We start from the raw sequence: 18,812 nt of genomic DNA on the forward strand, positions 1-18,812 counted from the left end.
CGGCGGGTAGTGTACTGAAAATCTCGGCTGACACCCAAATTCAATTTTATCGTTGGGCGACTTCTTTTGAGTATTGTTCCGTGTTTTTGCTTGATGGCATGCCATCCTTGGCAAGGCTAACTATTCGATACCGAATATGTTATTTGAATTTATATTGAACGCCGACACCCCCAGCAACCTCTGAGCTTGAATATGTACCGGCATTTTCATAATGGAAGGTACCGGACACACTCCATTGGTTATTGAAACCATATGCTCCGCCAACGGCAAGCGCTTCTTTGCTGCCAGCAAACCCGACGCCTGCGCCGATTGCAAATTCACCATCGGTGACAAATGGTCGGGCGTTGGTAACGGCATGAAAGCTCGCGCGGATACCATCCATTTGTTCATTGTGTTCTTTGACTTGTTTTTCAAATGCTGTTTCTAAGGCGTTTATGCGGTCAGAGTCAGACTTTGGCGTGACGCCAAAGCTAGGATCTACAGGCTCGGGGCGATCCGGTATTGAATTATCTGGTTGTGGACGATCCAATGGTGGTTGGAGACCAAAATTAGGATCGGTTGGTTCAGGTCGATCTGCGGGTAAATCGGGTTGCGGGCGATCAAGCGGTGGCAGTACGCCTGAATCTGGCGTGCTAGATGCATTGGCATGTAATGCCGTGGCAGATAGGCTTAGAATAATTGTTGCGGACAATATCGACTTTTTCATAAAGGGCCTCTTGGCGAGATTGCGAATAAACTTCTACGGGTAGCGGTGGTTTTGAGCTATCCCTTGAATGAGCCCAGTGTAAAAAATGCCTTTTAATTAAACTAATTAGTGCTGTTGATAATTGTTATAAGCGCAGTTTATGGCTCTTGGTTATGTGGCGAAGCACTTATCTAAGTCGGTAATAGTGGTGGAATTATAATTAGTACCAAAGTCATTAAAAGTCCGCACTGACTATGATGATGTTAGCAACTCAAATCTTGCGGACTCACTGATGAGATGTGGGGAAAGTAAAGTTTCTTCCTTTACCATCCGTTCATCGTCAGCTTTAAGAATGGTGGGAACCGAAGAGATGCATGTGAGCGTTGAGCCTGAATTCACGAATAGCTTAGAAACAGGCTGTCCTCTCTTAATTAACAGTATTTGTTATGGTACTGGTTATAGGAACATTAGCATTGGTCACATCAAAGGTGGGGATATAAAGTTATGCACACTATAGACAAGAAATTCACCATGAGCGATACGTTCGCTGAGCTCGTTAACCATATCTTCCCGTGTTCTATGATTTTGCAAAGGTGTTGGATGAAGTTGATGATAGAGTTTGAGTAGGTCGAAGCGATAACCCCATCGGTTGGAATGTGATATCAGCAGATGTCTTGCCCAATATTTATTTCTGAATTGCGTTTTGGCAAGGTTAGGGTCGCCCTCAAGAGGGCGACTTGCCGGAGTGATAACAAAACATAAACCTACAGGACTAACCAGCAATGTCTGGTTAGATTTTGCATTAGCAAACGCATGTTCAATATTCACACTCAGCGTCCTTACCATTTGTGCTTTATATGACTGATTTTTATCTTTTTTTATTTAATAAAGTGGTCAGTTTATTTTTTTTGCATTTTCAACTTGAGCAAATAGCTCGTTAGCTTCTTTCATAGCTTCATTAGCTGAGCGTCTTTTTCCTAAACGTAAGAAGCTGTCAGAAAACTTAAGGTACCGGCTTGCCATTGAAAGACGAATTTGAACCAGAGGTGAAAAATCTTCCGGTAATGATTTTGCTAGCGTATTAACTTCTTTGTTTAGTTTCGCCAGTCTTCTTGTAGTCGTGATTTTTTTGAGGATATTGTCAAACTGTTTAAATTGGTTGTTATAGAAAACTGTGGCCGCTTCGTATGGATATGGTGTTGTTTCATCTTTTTCAACAGTGGTATGGTAGTCATCCATTTTCTGTATTGATTTTTTTAAGGCACTCGCGGATGCAAGCAATTCTTTTTGCTGTTCGCTATCAGAGAAGAATGTCCTACCTACCCCAAGAAGGTAATCTATTTTTGCTGAATTAAGAGAGTCAGTGGCACGGTTAAGAGTGGTGGTATAAATTTTTTGAGCTTCTTGACTAGGATCTACAATGTAGTCTTTGTTTAGCGAACGTAAATCACTTAATAGTAATTCAATATCATCGCCATTTTCTTGAGGGAAATAGAGACCTTTTTCTAGAAGTTTATTAAGTCTATCCTCAAGCATATCAATGGTTGATTGCCAACTTTGCGTAATGCTTTCAGAAAGAGTACTCAGTTGCTGTGAATCAGGATAGAGAGATTGAGCAGAGATGAGTTCCTGCTCAACAGCATAATAATTAGGAAACCGGCTATCACGCTGATTAAGTATGGCATTAATACGTTTTTCATATAATGCGAGAATCTGAGGTTGTTGATAGCGTAATAGGCCTTCTTTAAGTATTGTTTTTTCTTCAGGCAGCAAAGCTATAGTATTTATTAGCTCTGAGGCAGGAAGCTGAGATAGTTGATTATCTGCTAGTAACCCTTGCTCAATATGAGTAAGTTTTGTTTGTAATTGAGTAATTTCGATATTTTTTTGCCAGAAACCATAGCCAACTACGCCGGCAAGGCAGCATGCGCTAACCAGTGAGGTAACCACAGGCCATGTACGTTTGTGAAGTTTTTGATGAAATTCAGGAAAACTGTTGATTCGCTTTGCTGCCTGAAACTCAAGACCGCAGCGAAGTGTACGCCATTGTTGGCTATTTAGGTGTTTTGGTTTGCTTGCTGACATATTTTCTTTTTGTGCTTTGTCAGCAGGCTTACGTTGGAATGGGTGGAGGCTAGTGAGTAGTTCATAGGCAATACAGCTAAATGCAAAAATGTCATCTTTGAGCTCTGGTTTTTCGCCGAGAAGTAAATTTGGTGATGCGTAGGTTGGCGTATATCCACTCAAGGCATTAGTTTCGTCTTGTATTTCTGCTGCATAGTAATCTGCATTGAGTTTCAAAGCTCTTGATACACCAAAATCAAAAATCTTTATTTCACCTTTACGGGTGAGCATGATGTTGCTGGGTTTTAAATCAGCGTGAATAACACCTTGCTCGTGAGCGTAAGTTAGCGCAGAAATCACTTGATTGAGGATACTCATGGCTTTGCTGAAGCTCAGTCCACTTGGCCGTGAGCGTTGAATGACTTCTTCAAGAGTTTCACCATCAATATATTCCATCACTAAATAATGTGCATTTTTTTCAACGCCAAAGTTATACACTCGGATAATATTAGGATGGCTAAGTTGTTGGGTTTTCTGTGCTTCTCTGATTAGACTCTTAGCTGCATCAGGTTGATTGAGAAATTCCTCCTGAAGAAGCTTGATAGCTACGGTAGCGGAGTTTGAACCAGCCGCCTGGAGAAGTAGGTCAGTAGCCCGATAAACATTGCACATACCACCATGACCGATGAGGGCTTCAATCTTGTATCGACCTTTGATGATTTTGCCTTCAATACCGTTAATGTCAGAATGCGAAGCTTTTGCGTTCAATTCAGCATCGAGATGGGGCTCAGTATGATCTGACGGTATTTTAAGTAGCGTTTTATCTGAAGATTCCAAGTCACTTTCATGCTGGTTGACCGAATCCGAATTGTTTTCAGAAGAGTGTTTGGATTGGTTATGTTTATGGTCGTCCATTCAGATTTTAACTCCAACTATCAATAACGTTGCAATGACAATGCTTAAGTACCAAGATTTTTGTATGAAATATAGAGTAAGAAGACGAGATTGCGGTCAGTCACAAAAATATTAGCATCAAATGCAAAGAAATCTTGTCATTTCCATGATGTGAGCTGGAGAATTTAATTCTGGATATCGTTTTTTTATTGATATTTTAGAGTTGTATTTTTAACATACTCTTGCCCTAATTATACGCGGCATGTGAGCTTATTGAGTGTTTCATTATTATTTTATTGGGCTTACTTATTTTGTTGTGTTTCAAGGCGGGTTTATTGGTATTTCTCTAGGTATATAAATCGCAAAATGGATTATGTTGGTTATGGAATTAACACTCTCAATCGTGAGTTACCACCGCTTTACGTCTGACTTAGAAGTAGAAAAATCATTTTTAATGCATGAGCATGATATGCCAAAAGGGTATATTATTGGCCGATCTCCGCAGTGTGACTGGTGTTTACCTGATCATGAGCGTGTTATTTCCAGTATGCATGCACGAATTGATTGTGGATCTCATGGGTTTACTATTACCGATATATCAACTAATGGTGTGTTTATAAATCGCTCCGTTACTCCATTGGGAAAGGATAGCTCACATACATTTAGGGATGGTGATTTTTTTGCATTTGGTGAATATGAGTTTGAAGTATCAATTAGAGAAAGTGGAACCCTAAATGGAGACGTTCTTTCAGAGGATAGCGATTTATTCAATGATCATAGAGGGATAGAAAAAAATGAATCCAATAGTAAAAGTAGCCCAATTGTACCTGAAGAATGGGACTTTGGTATTTCTACCCGTCAATTAGATCCTACTCCGATGGCAACGCCTGTAAACCAACAGGAAGAGGCAGAGATTGATACGCTGGCATCTAATGTATCTGCGTCATCAGAGACGGACGCCCCATCAGTTATTACTTCTAGCAATATTGAAGATAGCTTTATTGCTCCAAGGAGTGTTCATTCTCATCACAATGAAGAGTTGGCAATCCCTGAAAACTGGAGTGCTAATTTACTTGTTGAGCCAACGTCTAATATTCAGCCACAAGCCACAGAAGTCTCTGAACCAGCAGCTATTTCGAGTGAAGTTGTAGGTTCCCGAAATGGAAGTCAACAACGAACTGACGAAATTAAGATTAAAGATTCTCCTGCAAGTCAGCCTGTAGCATCTATGACAACATTGAGTTCGAATACTTCAGAACAAGCTATTCAGGCTTTTATTCAGGGTTTGGGGATCAGCAATACGATGGTTCCTTCCGAGCATGATGAGCGGTGGTGGTTTGAGCTAGGCACTTCTATGCAATATTTAATGACTGGTTTGATGGATGCCTTACATCATCGGACTGAATTCAAACAAAGTAACCGTTTAAATCAAACTCTTTTTAAACGTCAAGAAAATAATCCGCTGAAGTTCTCTGCTTCTCTTGAGGATGCCATTCATAACTTATTTAATCGTAAAAGTGCCAGTTTTTTACCTGCGGGTAGGGCGATAAAAGAAGCATTTTCTGATCTAGATAGCCATGAGCAAGCGTTGTTAGCGGGGCTTGATGGTACGGTAAGCGGTATGATGAAGCTCCTTGCCCCTGAATCAATCGCAATGAAAACGGAAGAACAAGCCTTTTGGGGGCGTTTGAACCCTGCACGTTCTAAGGCCCAGAATTGGGCTAATTATGAAGCGATGTACCAGCGATTAAATGAAGATTTACAAAGCGCAAGCCAATCATTTTATTTGGATGATTTTGTTAAAGCCTATGAGGCCCATTTAAAGTCTCACAAAGTTAAGGGGTAAAGTCGAAATGGTATTACGAATAATTATGTTTGTTGTGGTGTCAATAATTCTTAGCGGTTGTACTGTTGCGAATTATGTTGTATCACCTTATACAAGTGTAAAGTTTGAAATAACAGAAGATGTTAATCCTGATTTGAATGGACGAGCATCTCCAGTTGTAGTTAAAGTATTTTCATTGTCATCACGGACATTATTTGATAATCAAGATTTTTTTTCTATTTACGATGATCCCAATAAGGTTTTAGGCCCAGATCTTATTGAAACAAATGAGTTTGAGTTTTTGCCCGGGTCTAACTATCAGTATGAAATTAATTTGACTCCAGGTATTCGCTATGCGGGAATTTTAGTTGCTTATCGCGATATTGAAAATGCTCGTTGGCGAGAAGTAATTGAAATAGATATGACTGATTACAAGACCTATGATTTGGTTATTGGTGAGCTAGCCGTATTTGTTGATAATCCTTAATTATTAGTATCACTTTTCGGGAATGTAAAAATGAGTGATTTTAGCCGAGTTGCCTGGTGTGAAGGGATGTTTTTGCGTCCACAGCATTTTCAGCAGCAAGAACGTTTTCAATTATATGAACTGACTCAAGTTGTGAGTCAGATATCGTCATATCTTTGGGGAGTTAACGAGCTACAGTTAGATGACACTTTGCTTAAGCATGGGCAAATTGGTTTGAGTAAAGTCGCGGCCATTATGCCTGATGGCAGCTCGGTTGTTAGCCCGAAACGTGAGAAGTTACCGCAAGCATTACAGTTGGATAAAAGCGTGCATGATCAGCTAGTTTATCTGGCTATTCCTGCCGATAAAGCTGGTGACGTAAACATTAGCGCCCCTGGAAGTTCTCAGATAACGCGGTATTGGTTTGATGATCATGAAGTGGCGGACTCTGCTATTGGGACGGATGCAACGGAAGTCTTGCAACTCTCACAGTTAGCTGTAGTACTAAAACTCGCTAGCGAGAGTTTATCCGGCTACATTACGTTGCCGATTGCTCGTATACATGAGGTGACGGATGAAGGCCGGGTTATTCTCGATGAAAAATATATACCGCCTTGTTTGAATGTGCAGAAAAATCCTGTTATCAAGCGTTTTATTACTGAGTTACGGGGGATGGTTAAGCTGCGTGCTGACACCATAGCCAGTCGCTTGAGTCAAGGACAAGGTACCGCAAGTTCAATAGCTGATTTTCTGATGTTACAGATACTGAATCGTTATGAACCTGTGCTGTGTCATTTTGATATGTCGGAAGGACTACATCCAGAAGCACTGTGCCGCCAATTGTTCTCAATGGCCGGGGAATTGTCAACATTCTCAACTGAAAATAAACGCCCGCCTGAACTTCCCGTATATCTGCATGATGACCTAACGTTGGTGCTCGGAAATATCATGGTTGTGCTGAATCAGTTTATGAGTGCAGTACTTGAGCAAACGGCAATACAGTTACCTATTGAGGCAACGAAGTTCGGTATCCGTATTGCGGCTGTCGCGGATAAAGTATTGCTAGAGCGGTCAACTTTCGTATTAGCTGTGAAAGCAGATCTACATCCAGACGAATTGCGTCGCAGGTTCCCTGCCCAGGTGAAAATAGGCCCGGTAGAGCATATTCGCGATTTGGTGAATAACCAGTTACCAGGTATCGCGACAACAGCATTACCTGTCGCGCCTCGTCAAATTCCTTATCATGCGGGGTATCATTATTTTCAACTAGATAAAACAAATGATTACTGGCATCGGTTAAGCGCAAGTGGTGGCATCGCCTTACACTTGTCAGGGAAATACCCAGACTTGGATATGCAATTGTGGGTGATAAATAAATAATAATGATGAGTGAATCAAGGATTGATGGCTATGTCTGAGTCAACGCTAATAAAACCCCGCCCCGGAATTCGAGGTAAGACAGAAGAGGATAAGCGTGCAGTTAATCCTTCGATTAAGCCTTCGGATCAGACCCTTGTGTTGGCGAAGAGCAATAGTGGTGGTCAAGCACATAGATTGCCACCGTTAGGTCAAAATCCATTAATAGAAGAGGCGAGTTATTTACTCTCTATGGTGGGGCAGATTCGTAGTACAACTTATCATAGCGATGTCGCGTTTTTGCAGCAAAGCTGCATTGATAGAGTACGTGAATTTGAAACGCGGTTGCGGGCGCAGTCGGTAAGCGCTGAAAAAATTGAAGCAGCGCGGTATTGTTTGTGTTCGTTTATTGATGAAACCGTGTTGAATACAGTTTGGGGGGGGCAGTCACTTTGGTCGACGGAAAGCCTCTTATCGACATTTCATAGTGAAACGTTTGGTGGTGAATATTTCTATACTCTTTTAGATTCAGCACTTGCCGATCCACGTTCCAATCAGCATTTACTTGAGTTGCAATACTTGTGTATGTCATTAGGTTTTGTTGGCAAGATGCGGGTGATCGAGCGTGGTATGGATAAGTTCGAAGATTATCGGGAGCAGGCATATCAAGCTTTAGTTAGCTTGACCGGAGATCCAGAACAAGAACTTTCGCCAGGTTGGAAAAATGGAGTACTACACGGTACTGAACCACGCAACGAAGTGCCGCTATGGGTGATTCTATCAATGTTATTGGTGTTTGTATTGGGCATTTATATGGCATTTAGCTATCACATTAATGAGTATTCAAATAAAGTTTTTAATCAACTTAATACTCTTGCAAGATGGGAGGCTCAAGAACAGTTACAACCCGGTTCAATTGCGCCTGCCTCGATACGGTTGCAACAGCTGTTACAGAGTGAGGTAGCGCGAGGCACAATTGAGTTGGTAGATCTGCCTGATCGTGTACGTATTATTTTGAAATCCAGTGAGTTATTTTCATCGGGTAGTGCGGAGGTTCAGGAAGCCTTATTACCAGTGCTGTCTAAAATAGCTCGCGCATTAGAATCGACAGAAGGGCGTATTCTAATCGCGGGGCATACTGATGATACTCCGATATTTACGAGTAAATATCCATCGAATTGGCATCTATCGCTCGCTCGTGCAACGGCAGTTGCTAACACTATGGCGATGGGGACAGATTTGCATGGACGTTTATGGCCGGAAGGTTTAGGCGAATCAAAACCTAGGAATGAAAATAATAGTCAAGAAAATCGGGCGCGTAATCGCCGGGTTGAAATAGATTTACTTATATTGAAATAAGGGAATAGGGATAAGCAATGTTCAAGAATAATTTTGTTAAGCGCATTGGACCTGTTCTCTGTTCGAGGTGGGTAGTGTCTCTAGTTGGGCTCTTTGCTATATCATTATTGATTTGGTTTGGTGGCCCGTTAATTGCGATTGCAGGGACTGAGCCGTTAGTCAGTGAAGTATCTCGGCTTGTTGTGCTATTAGTGCTTACCTTGTTATGGGGCGCGATCAATATTGCTCATCAGGCAAGAAATAAGCATCAGAATGCTAAAGCAGTAAAAACACTGTTAGATGGCAATGATGAGGCCTCTTTGTTAAATGAGGCGACCCAGCGTGAAATTGAAACACTACGTACGCGTATTGTACAGGCACTTACGGTGTTAAATGGTTCAGTTCTTAAACGAGGGAAAAGCGTCTATCAATTACCTTGGTATATCCTTATTGGCCCCCCTGGAACGGGGAAAACGACAGCATTGCATAATTCTGGCTTAGAATTTCCGTTAAAAGATAAGTTAGGTGATGATCCGTTAGCTGGTGTTGGTGGCACTCGTCATTGTGATTGGTGGTTTACTAATCAGGCTGTATTAATTGATACGGCAGGGCGTTATACCACACAAGATAGTAACCGAGAGCAAGATTCCAAAGCGTGGTTTGGTTTTCTTGGTTTGCTTAAAAAGCACCGTACCCGCAGGCCGATTAATGGCGCAATTGTGACCGTAAGTCTTGTTAGTTTACTAACGCAAACTCGTACAGAAAGAAATCTTCATGCCCGTGCAATCAAGCACCGTATCCAAGAGTTGAAAAACCAACTGGGTATGCATTTTCCAGTTTATGTCATTATGACCAAAGCCGATCTTGTTGCGGGATTTAGTGAGTATTTTGCGGATCTAAGTGCAGAACAGCGAGAACAAGTGTGGGGGATAACCTTTCCGGAACAAGCTGATGATCCTGAACGTGGGGTTGTTGGAATGTTCAATAAGGAATTCCATCATTTGCTTGAGCGGTTGGTTGGCCGAATGAATGAGCGTATGCAGCACACTCGGGATATCGATAAGCGGACGTTGATTTATGAGTTTCCCAAACAGCTTAGGTTGATTCAAGCTGCAGCAGATGATTTCCTCAAAGAGATTTTCTCACCTAATTCATTTGAAGAAGCACCGATGTTACGTGGTGTTTATATTGCGAGTGCAACACAGGAAGGGGTGCCTATTGATCGCGTGATGACAGAAATGGCAGGAGGTTTGGGGTTAGGTTCTGTGCCATTGAAACAACCGGGAAGTGAGAGTAAAGGGTTTTTTATTAAACGTTTGTTTGAGGATGTGATCTTCCCTGAGCAGTATATAGGTACCGTCAATCGCCATCATCAAAAGCAAAATTTATGGTTAAAACGCGGAGTGCTGGGTGGATGTTGTGTCTTGATGGGCATTATGGGGGGATTGTGGCTGACGAGTTATAAATGGAATAAAGACTTGGTTGATGAGGCAGCTATTGCTGTTGCGCAATATAAGCAGGTTGTGACTCCGGAGCTGACGAGTAAAACAGATGTGATTACGTTGGCGAATGCACTAGATTTGTTAGAAGATTTGCCAGCAGGTTATAACGGGAAAATGCTGGATTCAGATGCAGTTAAACACGTTGGTTTGTATCAGGGGGATAAAATAGGTCAGCCAGCTCGAGCGGCATACGAGCGTGGGCTACAAGGTTTCTTTGCTCCTTATTTGATTCATGCACTCCAACAAGACATGAAAGAAAATAGTGCTTATTTAGAATATTTGTATGAGACGCTGAAAACATATTTGATGCTGTTCGATCATTCTCACTATGAGGAAGAACAGGTACTGAGTTGGTTTGCATTGTATTTCGAACGGACATATCCCGGGGAAATTAATGAGCCGATACGTCAGTCCTTGATGGGACATACTACTAATTTATTAGAATTAGGGATTGTTGGCGTACAGCAAGATGATGATGCCGTTGAGCTAGCTCGTGGAGTGCTAACACAAATGCCGTTGGCTGAACGGGCTTATCAACGATTGAAAATGGACTTTATGGATAGTCATATTCCTGATTATAGACTGACCGATATTTTGGGTTCACAAAGTCAGACAGTGTTTCAGCGTTTAAGTGGTAAATCATTAAGTGATGGGATCGCAGGCTTATACACTTATACCGGTTTCCATAGTGTCTTTCAGCTAGAAAACAAGCGTATTGTTAAGCGATTGATGGAAGATAGTTGGGTATATGGCGATAAGTTGCAACTGGGTGAAGCAACTAAGCAGGAGGTCATGACGGCGGTTAATGATAAATATTATCGAGATTATATTTATTATTGGAATCAATTGATAGGGGATATACAGCTTGTGCCGTATAGCAGTGCAGCAGAGGGCTTATATCAGATGAAGGTTTTGTCAGGGTCAGAAAGACCGTTGCAGAGCTTGATTGTCAGTATTCAAAAACAGCTGCGTTTGACCGAATTACCTATAAGTGAAGAAGCTAAAGCAGCTGGTGAGGTAGCTGGCCACGCTGCTGGTGTTGCTATGCAACAGAAAAAAACACGTATTACTCGTTACTTACCATCGGAGATGCCGGAGCTTGAATCGGCTTTGCCGGGGGCTCAGATAGAAGAAGAGTTTGCTGATATTTTAGCGATAGGTGACGTGGAATTTAATGCGCTGAATGAATCATTAACATTGTTGCATAACTATTTGGCGAAATTGAATTCAACGGGGGATAACGACAGAGTTGCCTACAAGAGTTTGCTTGGTGAAACAAGTCACGACGATTTGGATGCTAATTTGTCGCAAGTCGGTGATGTAATACCCGCTCCTTTCAATCAATGGTTGGGGGAACTAAAAAAACAAACGACCAAATTGGCTAAGCAAGGGTCTAAAGTACATCTGAATACAATTTGGCAAGATGCTGTTGTTAGCGAGTACAAAAAGTCTATTAAGGGAAAATACCCATTTAATCGTCGTTCTAAAAGGGATGTAAAGATCAAGGATTTTGGCCGTTTCTTTGGATATGGCGGCATATTAGATAATTTCTTTATTACATATCTAGAACCGTTTGTTGATACATCGAAAGGGCAATGGCGTTTTACCAAGAATGTAGGGGTTAGCGAAACGTCGCTACAATTATTCAAACAGGCTCAACGTATTCGTGAGGCATTTTTTGAACCAGGCAGTAAGGTTCCACATGTTGAGTTTGGTTTGAAAACGGTATTTTTGGATCAACATATTAGTAATTTTCGGTTCGAATTTGGTCCTCAAGCTATGATTTATCGCCACGGTCCCACTCGAGTGTCATCGTTCTCGTGGCCGGATACGAGTCAGACTGCACAGGTACGATTAGTATTTACGCCACCGCAATCAGGGCATGCTATTACCAAGACATATAAAGGTAGTTGGGGACTTTTCCGTTTGCTGGAAGAAGCAGCGCGTAAAAGGTCAAAAACGCGAAAAGATAAAATGGTAGAAGTTGAACTGAAAGGAAATCGAGCAACGGTGCAGTTGTTACCGAATAGTGTTGTACATCCATTCTGGTTGAGAGATATAGAGAGATTTTCATGCCCAATGACATTGTAGCGGCACAATTTGGATATTTCGGAAAAGTACCAGTGCGAGGGGACTTTATTCAGGACCATTTACCACTTGACTTCCTTGACCCTTGGAATGAATGGCTACAGGCTGTACAGGCAGTGAGCCGTGAGCAACTTGGTGAGCAATGGTTGGAATGTTATCTAACCAGTCCCGTTTGGCATTTTTCATTGTCTCCGGGAGTCTGTGGTGATAGTGGAATGGTAGGTACTTTGATGCCAAGTATTGATAACGTTGGTCGGCATTACTATTTTACATTGGCTACAAGTGTCGAAAATCCCCCGGTTGCATATTGGCAATCTCGGCAGTGGAGTGAGAATGCCGAAGATTTAGTGCTGCAACTATTAGATGATGATATGGATTTAATTCAGTGGTTAGAGAACTTGAAAAATACAGATCTTTTATCTGATCTTGTTAACAATCCAAATTCGGCCGTGAAGACAGAAGCAGGGATGGGCAATCAAATTGTATTGCTTGGAGAGGAACACGTACAGGCTTGCGATTTGCTTCATTTGGCTTACAAAACACAGTTTGATCGTTATTGTATCTGGTGGACTGCAGGTTCGGAAAGAATGAAAAGTGCGACCTTAGTGACAAGTGGTTTGCCTTTAATTAGCCAGTTTGCAGCTATGCTTGATGGTAATTGGGAGCAATGGGGATGGTAATGCCGACGAAAGCAGCTAACTGGCATTTTTTCTCTTTTTCTCAGAGCCATACAGGAAAAGTTCGTACTTATAACGAAGATGCATTTCTAGATTGCCCCAATGAAGGGGTTTGGGTAGTAGCTGATGGGATGGGAGGGCATAAATCTGGAGATGTAGCTAGCCAGATGCTGGTCGATATCGTTCGTCAGTATATTAGAGCGTTACCGATAAAATCATTGACCGTGGAGTATTTAGGACGCGCACTTCAAGATGCCAATAGACAAATCTATGATTATTCCCAGCGTTATTTTAAAGGGGAGACAATAGGTACGACAGCAGTATTACTTTTCGTGAAGGGTGGCGAATACCACGTCTTATGGGTAGGGGATAGTCGTCTTTATTTGTTCCGCCATGGTCAACTCGAACAGAAAACACGTGACCACAGCCAAGTGATGGACATGGTTGAACAAGGACTCATTGCTGAGGCTGAGGCAGAGAATCACCCGTTGGCAAATGTTATTACACGAGCTGTTGGTGTAGGGGCTGATGTAGTGATTGATTCTGTTGTAGGTCAGTTGCAGTGGGGAGATTTGTTTTTGTTGTGTTCCGACGGCTTAACCAAGGAATTGCCTGATAACCACCTTGCTCATTGCCTGCAAGCTCCCAGTGTTTCAGATGCAGGCATGGCATTGATGCATTCTGCGTTGGTTCGTGGTGCGGCGGATAATGTTACAAGTGTGCTGGTTAAAGCGACGAAGTTGGATCTGGTAAATAGAGAAAACCAAAATACGAGTGATTTCACAATACCAATATTTAAGGGAGGAAAGTGTTAGACAGATTGTACTAATCGATGTAATCCCCATTATATAGCATTATGAAAAGTTTATAATCCATGTTGATAAAATGGCGTGTCACTCGCGTTATTTACCTAAAGACCTTATTTTCTTCTTATGGCGAGGAGTATAATAGTAAGCATATAAATACCATTGTCTTACTTTTAAGAATGATATTGTGCCAAATTTAAGAAGTGGTAAAGAGAAAGCCAAATTTAAAAAATAGGTCTGACAGTTTGAAATATGTTAGTTTTGCGAAGCATATCAGATTTATTGTGTATGGATTAGATTTATTGCTAAGGGACGATGGATGATAAATATGGATATTATTGATTTTGAAGCGTTGAAATCACCGATATCAGAGGAAAATTCATCAGGAAATGATCCGCGTAGTGATACTTCACCTTATTCTGCGTATTTTACGTTAAAGGATGTAAGAAATACTGCAAGGGCGGCAGAGCGGCGAGCATTGGTGGATAATGAACCACTATTTAATTATTCACATCAGTGGCATGAAATTCTCGAACAAGTACCATTGTTATTGACGACAGAGTGTAAGGATCTGGAACTCACGGCGTGGTTTATCGAAGCTTTGGTTCGTAACTGTGGTTTTCGGGGGCTTGAGATTGGCTTTAAAACCGCAGCGATCTTAATTGAGAACTTTTGGGATGATGTATATCCGATGCCCGATGAAGATGGGATCGAGACACGAATTGCTCCATTGGTCGGATTAAATGGTGTTGAAGGAGAAGGGACCTTATTGATGCCGATTGCCTGTGTGCCGTTGACTGAGAATCATGGCGAACAGGCATACTCATTGTGGGAGTATGAACAAGCATTAGAGATCGATCGCTTAGATGCGGAGAAGAAAAAATATCGCATTGATATGGGGGGGGTTGATCTTCAAGCACTTGAAGAAGAAGTTAAAATGTCTGAGCCGACATTTTATCGTCAACTTCATCAAGATATAGAAGCAGCGATTCAAGCGTATAGTGATCTGGTGAAATTAATGGATGACGCGTGCGGTTATCCATTGCCTAGTTCCCAAATCACCAAGCGATTACAAGCCTGTCTTAATGCAGTGACATATTTAGCCGAAGATAAACTAAAAGCTTTGCCTTCAACGGATCCTATAGTTGACGTTAATAATAGCGAATCACAAACTGATTTATCTTCAGTCTCTGGAATTAGCGTGCAATTGGAGACACGGCAAGAGGCGATTAAAAACCTGAAAATGATCGCTGATTTTTTTAAAAAAACAGAACCCCATTCTCCGATGGCTTATGCCATTGAGCAGGTCGTTCGTTGGAGTGATATGTCATTACCGGATTTACTCGAAGAGTTAATAGTTGATGGTGATGCAAGAAAAGGTTATTTCCGTCTTGTTGGTATAGGCTCAGAGAACAATCAATCATAGTCTATTTTGTGTAATACCGTATTGTAGTTAATCACGGTTAGAAGACTGAACTATCAGAGTTAGTAATTATAAATAGGGAGATTCTAATGGGAAGTATCCACGGGAAATTATCACGGGTACGTAAGCCAAGGGTACATATTACCTATGATGTTGAAACAGAAGGCTCAAGCGTTAAAAAGGAATTAGCGTTTGTTGTTGGTGTCATGGGCGATTTTGCAGGGCAAAATACAGATGCGATTAAGCCGATAAAAGACCGTCGTTTTATTCAGATTGATAGGGATAATTTTGATGATGTACTTAATAGAATGAGTCCAAAGTTAAATTTCCGTGTTGATAATAAATTGACTAATGACAATACCAGAATGGATATTAATTTAACTTTTTCATCAATGGCAGATTTTGAACCGGCCGCTATTGTTAATCAAGTTGAGCCATTACGTAAGTTGATGGAAACTCGTAATAAACTTCGTGATTTAATGACAAAAGTTGATCGTTCAGAAGAGTTAGAAAATTTGTTGGAAGCAGTGTTGAATAATACATCTGACTTACAAAAGCTATCTGATGAATTGCACAAAGGTACCAAGGAGTCGGCTCAATGAATACTCAAGCATTTGAACAGCTTGATGCCACTGTTGAAGAAAATACGGGATCATTATTGGCAAAAGCGATCTCTGCCACGAAACAAACTGAAAGTTCTCGAGCAGAAGAATTATTACGTACTTTAACAGAAGAGGCGATGAAAGGTACGGTTACGTGGAATAAGAATTTAACGATAACGTTCCGTGAGGCGATTGCTGCGTTGGATAATACGATATCAACTCAGCTAGCTGAAATTATGCATCAAGAACAATTTCAGAAGCTTGAAGGTAGCTGGCGTGGGCTCAACCACCTTGTAATGAATTCAGAGACTAGTCAAACGCTAAAAATTCGTATGCTTAGCATGACTAAAAAAGAATTACATAAAGATTTAAGCAAAGCGGTAGAGTTTGATCAGAGTCAGGTATTTAAGAAAGTCTATGAAGCAGAGTTTGGAACTCCTGGTGGAGAGCCCTATGGTGCGCTTATCGGGGATTATGAATTTACTAACCATCCGGAAGATATAGAAACATTGAGCTTGATGTCGAACGTGGCAGCGGCAGGTTTTGCACCATTTTTGTCAGCGGCTTCTCCTGCATTATTTGGTTTTGATCAGTGGTCTGAATTATCTAAGCCTCGTGATTTAGAGAAAGTATTTGAGTCTCTTGAGTATATAAAATGGCGTTCTTTCCGAGAAAGTGATGACTCTCGTTTTGTAACGTTGACAATGCCTCGAGTACTTGCGCGTTTGCCTTACGGTGAAGCGACTACGCCAATTGAAGAATTCCGTTACGAGGAGTTTAGCCTTGATCCTGTTACGGGATTTGCGCTGAATGCCGATCATGAAGACTACTGCTGGATGAACTCTTCTTATGTATTAGGTTCACGTTTAACGAATGCCTTTGCTAAGTACGGATTTTGTACGGCAATACGTGGTGCGGAAGGTGGGGGTAGAGTTGATAATTTGGCCTCTCATATTTTCGTAAGTGATGATGGTGATCCAGATCTAAAATGTCCGACTGAAATTGGTATTACAGATCGTCGAGAAGCGGAATTGGGTAAATTGGGATTTCTACCTCTTTGCCATTATAAAAATACGAATTATGCCGTCTTTTTTGGCGCTCAAACTTGCCAGAAACCTGAGATTCACAGTACACCAGAAGCAACAGCGAATGCGGCCATTTCAGCACGTCTTCCTTATATGATGGCGACATCGCGATTTGCTCATTATCTGAAGGTTATGGCTCGAGATAAAATTGGTAGTTACATGGAAGCGGATGAGGTCGAAGCTTGGCTTAACCGTTGGATTTTATCTTACGTCAATGCGTCTGAAGGCGGTGGTCAAGAAATTCGGGCAAAATATCCATTGGCAGATGCCAAAGTGAAGGTTAAAGAAATACCGGGTCAGCCGGGGGCTTATAATGCGATTGCATGGTTACGTCCATGGTTACAAATGGAAGAACTAACAACATCGTTGCGGTTAGTAGCTAAGATCCCTGAAATTGGCTGATAAGCGATAAGACAGGTAACTGGAAATACCAGTTACCTGTTTTGGACAGGATGTCGAGATGCAATCAACGCTTCGTTTTATTGATATTGAACAGTTAGAGGCAGATATTCAGCCTGCCACAGGTGACGCAGCGTGGTGTGCCCAGACAGATATTGTCGATCAGTTCCTGGATAATAAAGATGATTATTGGGCACTGCGGATTTGGCTGGAAAAAGAGGGGGATTTCTGTTGGTCAACGTGTAATCGTCAAAGTATCCGCTTGCTGCTGTTACGCTCAATTAAGGGTATTGATGCAAAAATAAATGAACAGCTAAATTGTATATTGCACGATGATTGTTTTCAAAAGTTGGAGGCAAGTTGGCGTGGGTTAGTATATCTAACTGACCAGATGGAAGAGTTTGATAGTGAGCTAGTATGTAAAATAAAGCTATTGAATTTAACATGGAAAGAGCTTAGCCGTGATATGGGGCGGGCGATTGAATTTGATCAGAGTGATTTGTTTCGTTTAGTTTATAATAACGAATTTAATATGCCTGGTGGAGAACCATTTGGATTGTTAATTGGCGATTATCAGGTTTCTCATAAACCTAAAGCTGGTATTCCAACTAATGATATTGATACCTTAATGGGAATTAGTAATACAGCAGCAGCAGCTTTTGCTCCATTTGTGACAGCGGCTGAACCAGCACTGTTTGGTGTTGATAATTATACGGAATTAGCAAGTGTCAGTGATATTCAGTCCCAGTTTTCACAGCCGGAATATAATAATTGGCGTAGCCTGAGAAAAATGGAAGATGCTCGTTTTTTGGGACTTGTCATGCCACATATTTTAATGCGTGAGCCGTATGAACAAGATGGTTCACGTAAGGAAGAGTTTTATTTTAAAGAGAATATTATAGATCCTCAGACAGAACATTTATGGGGGAATGCTGCTTATGGTTTTGCAAGTGTAGTATTAAAAGCATTTTCTGAATCTGGATGGTTTAGTCAAATCAGAGGGTTACAACCTGGAAGATATAACCGTGGGCTGGTATTTAATTTACCATCTGCCAGCTTTAATTTGACACGGCGACTTCGTCAGAGTAAGCCATCTGTAGATTTGCAAGTAGGTGACAGATTGGAAAAGCAGCTATCAGATTGTGGTTTTATCCCTGTATCTCCTTTACCCAATACTGAACATTTGGTTTTTTTTAGTAATGCCTCGGTTAATTTGCCAAAGCATTATGAGTCATTGGGAGCACAGGTAAATGCGCGCTTGTCTTCAATGTTACAATATATATTATGTGCATCACGATTTGCTCATTATATAAAAGTAATGGGGAGAGATAAGGTCGGTATGTATGCTACGGCAGAAAGTATTGAGACTGAATTTCAGCGTTGGTTATTTAATTATACGACAGCGTCAGATGAAGCATCCGATGAAGTCAGATCTCGCTATCCATTGAATGAAGCGCGTATACAGGTAAAAGAAAAGTCTGGGCGTCCAGGTCATTATTATTCGATTATTCATTTACGACCACATTTTCAACTTGATCAGATGGTTTCGAGTATTCGTCTGATTACTGAACTCGCACCAAATCAAAGTAATACTGGGTGATA

14 protein-coding genes are annotated in these 18,812 nt (G+C 41.3%); 11 read left to right on the plus strand and 3 right to left on the minus strand.

Features of this window, described 5'->3' with window-relative positions; genetic code table 11:
- Positions 1-139 precede the first annotated feature (139 nt).
- The 3 genes from ACSF8X_RS16525 to ACSF8X_RS16535 form a co-directional block, all read right to left on the minus strand.
- On the minus strand, positions 140-706 hold the full coding sequence (locus tag ACSF8X_RS16525; RefSeq protein ID WP_053062546.1) for a YadA C-terminal domain-containing protein: 567 nt from the start codon (positions 704-706) through the stop codon (positions 140-142).
- 456 nt (positions 707-1,162) lie between these two features.
- A complete protein-coding gene (locus tag ACSF8X_RS16530) occupies positions 1,163-1,513 on the minus strand; it encodes a hypothetical protein (protein ID WP_157037899.1) in 351 nt (116 codons plus the stop codon).
- A 66-nt stretch (positions 1,514-1,579) separates the two neighbouring features.
- The gene (locus ACSF8X_RS16535; protein ID WP_500851696.1) at positions 1,580-3,664 is read right to left on the minus strand and encodes a serine/threonine-protein kinase; all 2,085 of its coding nucleotides are present in this window, start codon (positions 3,662-3,664) and stop codon (positions 1,580-1,582) included.
- 361 nt (positions 3,665-4,025) lie between these two features.
- Between ACSF8X_RS16535 and tagH the strand changes: the two genes are divergently transcribed.
- The 11 genes from tagH (at position 4,026) to tssC (ACSF8X_RS16590) (ending at position 18,810) form a co-directional block, all read left to right on the plus strand.
- Positions 4,026-5,489: a type VI secretion system-associated FHA domain protein TagH gene (gene tagH / locus ACSF8X_RS16540; protein WP_500851697.1), complete on the plus strand. Its 1,464-nt coding sequence runs from the start codon at positions 4,026-4,028 to the stop codon at positions 5,487-5,489.
- Positions 5,490-5,514: 25 nt separating this feature from the next.
- Complete coding sequence (gene tssJ, locus ACSF8X_RS16545; RefSeq protein ID WP_240478353.1) at positions 5,515-5,955, plus strand: type VI secretion system lipoprotein TssJ; 441 nt, start codon at positions 5,515-5,517, stop codon at positions 5,953-5,955.
- Between the two features lie 30 nt (positions 5,956-5,985).
- Positions 5,986-7,314, plus strand: coding sequence for a type VI secretion system baseplate subunit TssK (gene tssK / locus ACSF8X_RS16550; RefSeq protein ID WP_500851698.1), 1,329 nt, complete (start codon positions 5,986-5,988; stop codon positions 7,312-7,314).
- A 30-nt stretch (positions 7,315-7,344) separates the two neighbouring features.
- A complete protein-coding gene (tssL, locus tag ACSF8X_RS16555) occupies positions 7,345-8,649 on the plus strand; it encodes a type VI secretion system protein TssL, long form (protein ID WP_500851699.1) in 1,305 nt (434 codons plus the stop codon).
- Positions 8,650-8,666: 17 nt separating this feature from the next.
- Complete coding sequence (gene tssM, locus ACSF8X_RS16560; RefSeq protein WP_047880317.1) at positions 8,667-12,221, plus strand: type VI secretion system membrane subunit TssM; 3,555 nt, start codon at positions 8,667-8,669, stop codon at positions 12,219-12,221.
- A complete protein-coding gene (tagF, locus tag ACSF8X_RS16565; RefSeq protein ID WP_047880318.1) occupies positions 12,203-12,898 on the plus strand; it encodes a type VI secretion system-associated protein TagF in 696 nt (231 codons plus the stop codon). Before tssM ends, tagF begins: the two co-directional genes overlap by 19 nt.
- Complete coding sequence (locus ACSF8X_RS16570) at positions 12,898-13,710, plus strand: PP2C family protein-serine/threonine phosphatase (protein ID WP_157037900.1); 813 nt, start codon at positions 12,898-12,900, stop codon at positions 13,708-13,710. The genes tagF and ACSF8X_RS16570 overlap by 1 nt, the downstream gene beginning before the upstream one ends.
- Before the next feature lie 319 nt (positions 13,711-14,029).
- A complete protein-coding gene (tssA, locus tag ACSF8X_RS16575) occupies positions 14,030-15,127 on the plus strand; it encodes a type VI secretion system protein TssA (protein ID WP_053062553.1) in 1,098 nt (365 codons plus the stop codon).
- A gap of 86 nt (positions 15,128-15,213) precedes the next feature.
- On the plus strand, positions 15,214-15,726 hold the full coding sequence (gene tssB / locus ACSF8X_RS16580; protein ID WP_047880321.1) for a type VI secretion system contractile sheath small subunit: 513 nt from the start codon (positions 15,214-15,216) through the stop codon (positions 15,724-15,726).
- A complete protein-coding gene (gene tssC / locus ACSF8X_RS16585) occupies positions 15,723-17,213 on the plus strand; it encodes a type VI secretion system contractile sheath large subunit (protein ID WP_047880322.1) in 1,491 nt (496 codons plus the stop codon). Before tssB ends, tssC (ACSF8X_RS16585) begins: the two co-directional genes overlap by 4 nt.
- Before the next feature lie 58 nt (positions 17,214-17,271).
- Positions 17,272-18,810: a type VI secretion system contractile sheath large subunit gene (tssC, locus tag ACSF8X_RS16590; RefSeq protein ID WP_500851700.1), complete on the plus strand. Its 1,539-nt coding sequence runs from the start codon at positions 17,272-17,274 to the stop codon at positions 18,808-18,810.
- The last annotated feature ends 2 nt before the right edge of the window (positions 18,811-18,812 follow it).

The organism is Photobacterium panuliri (assembly GCF_059920555.1).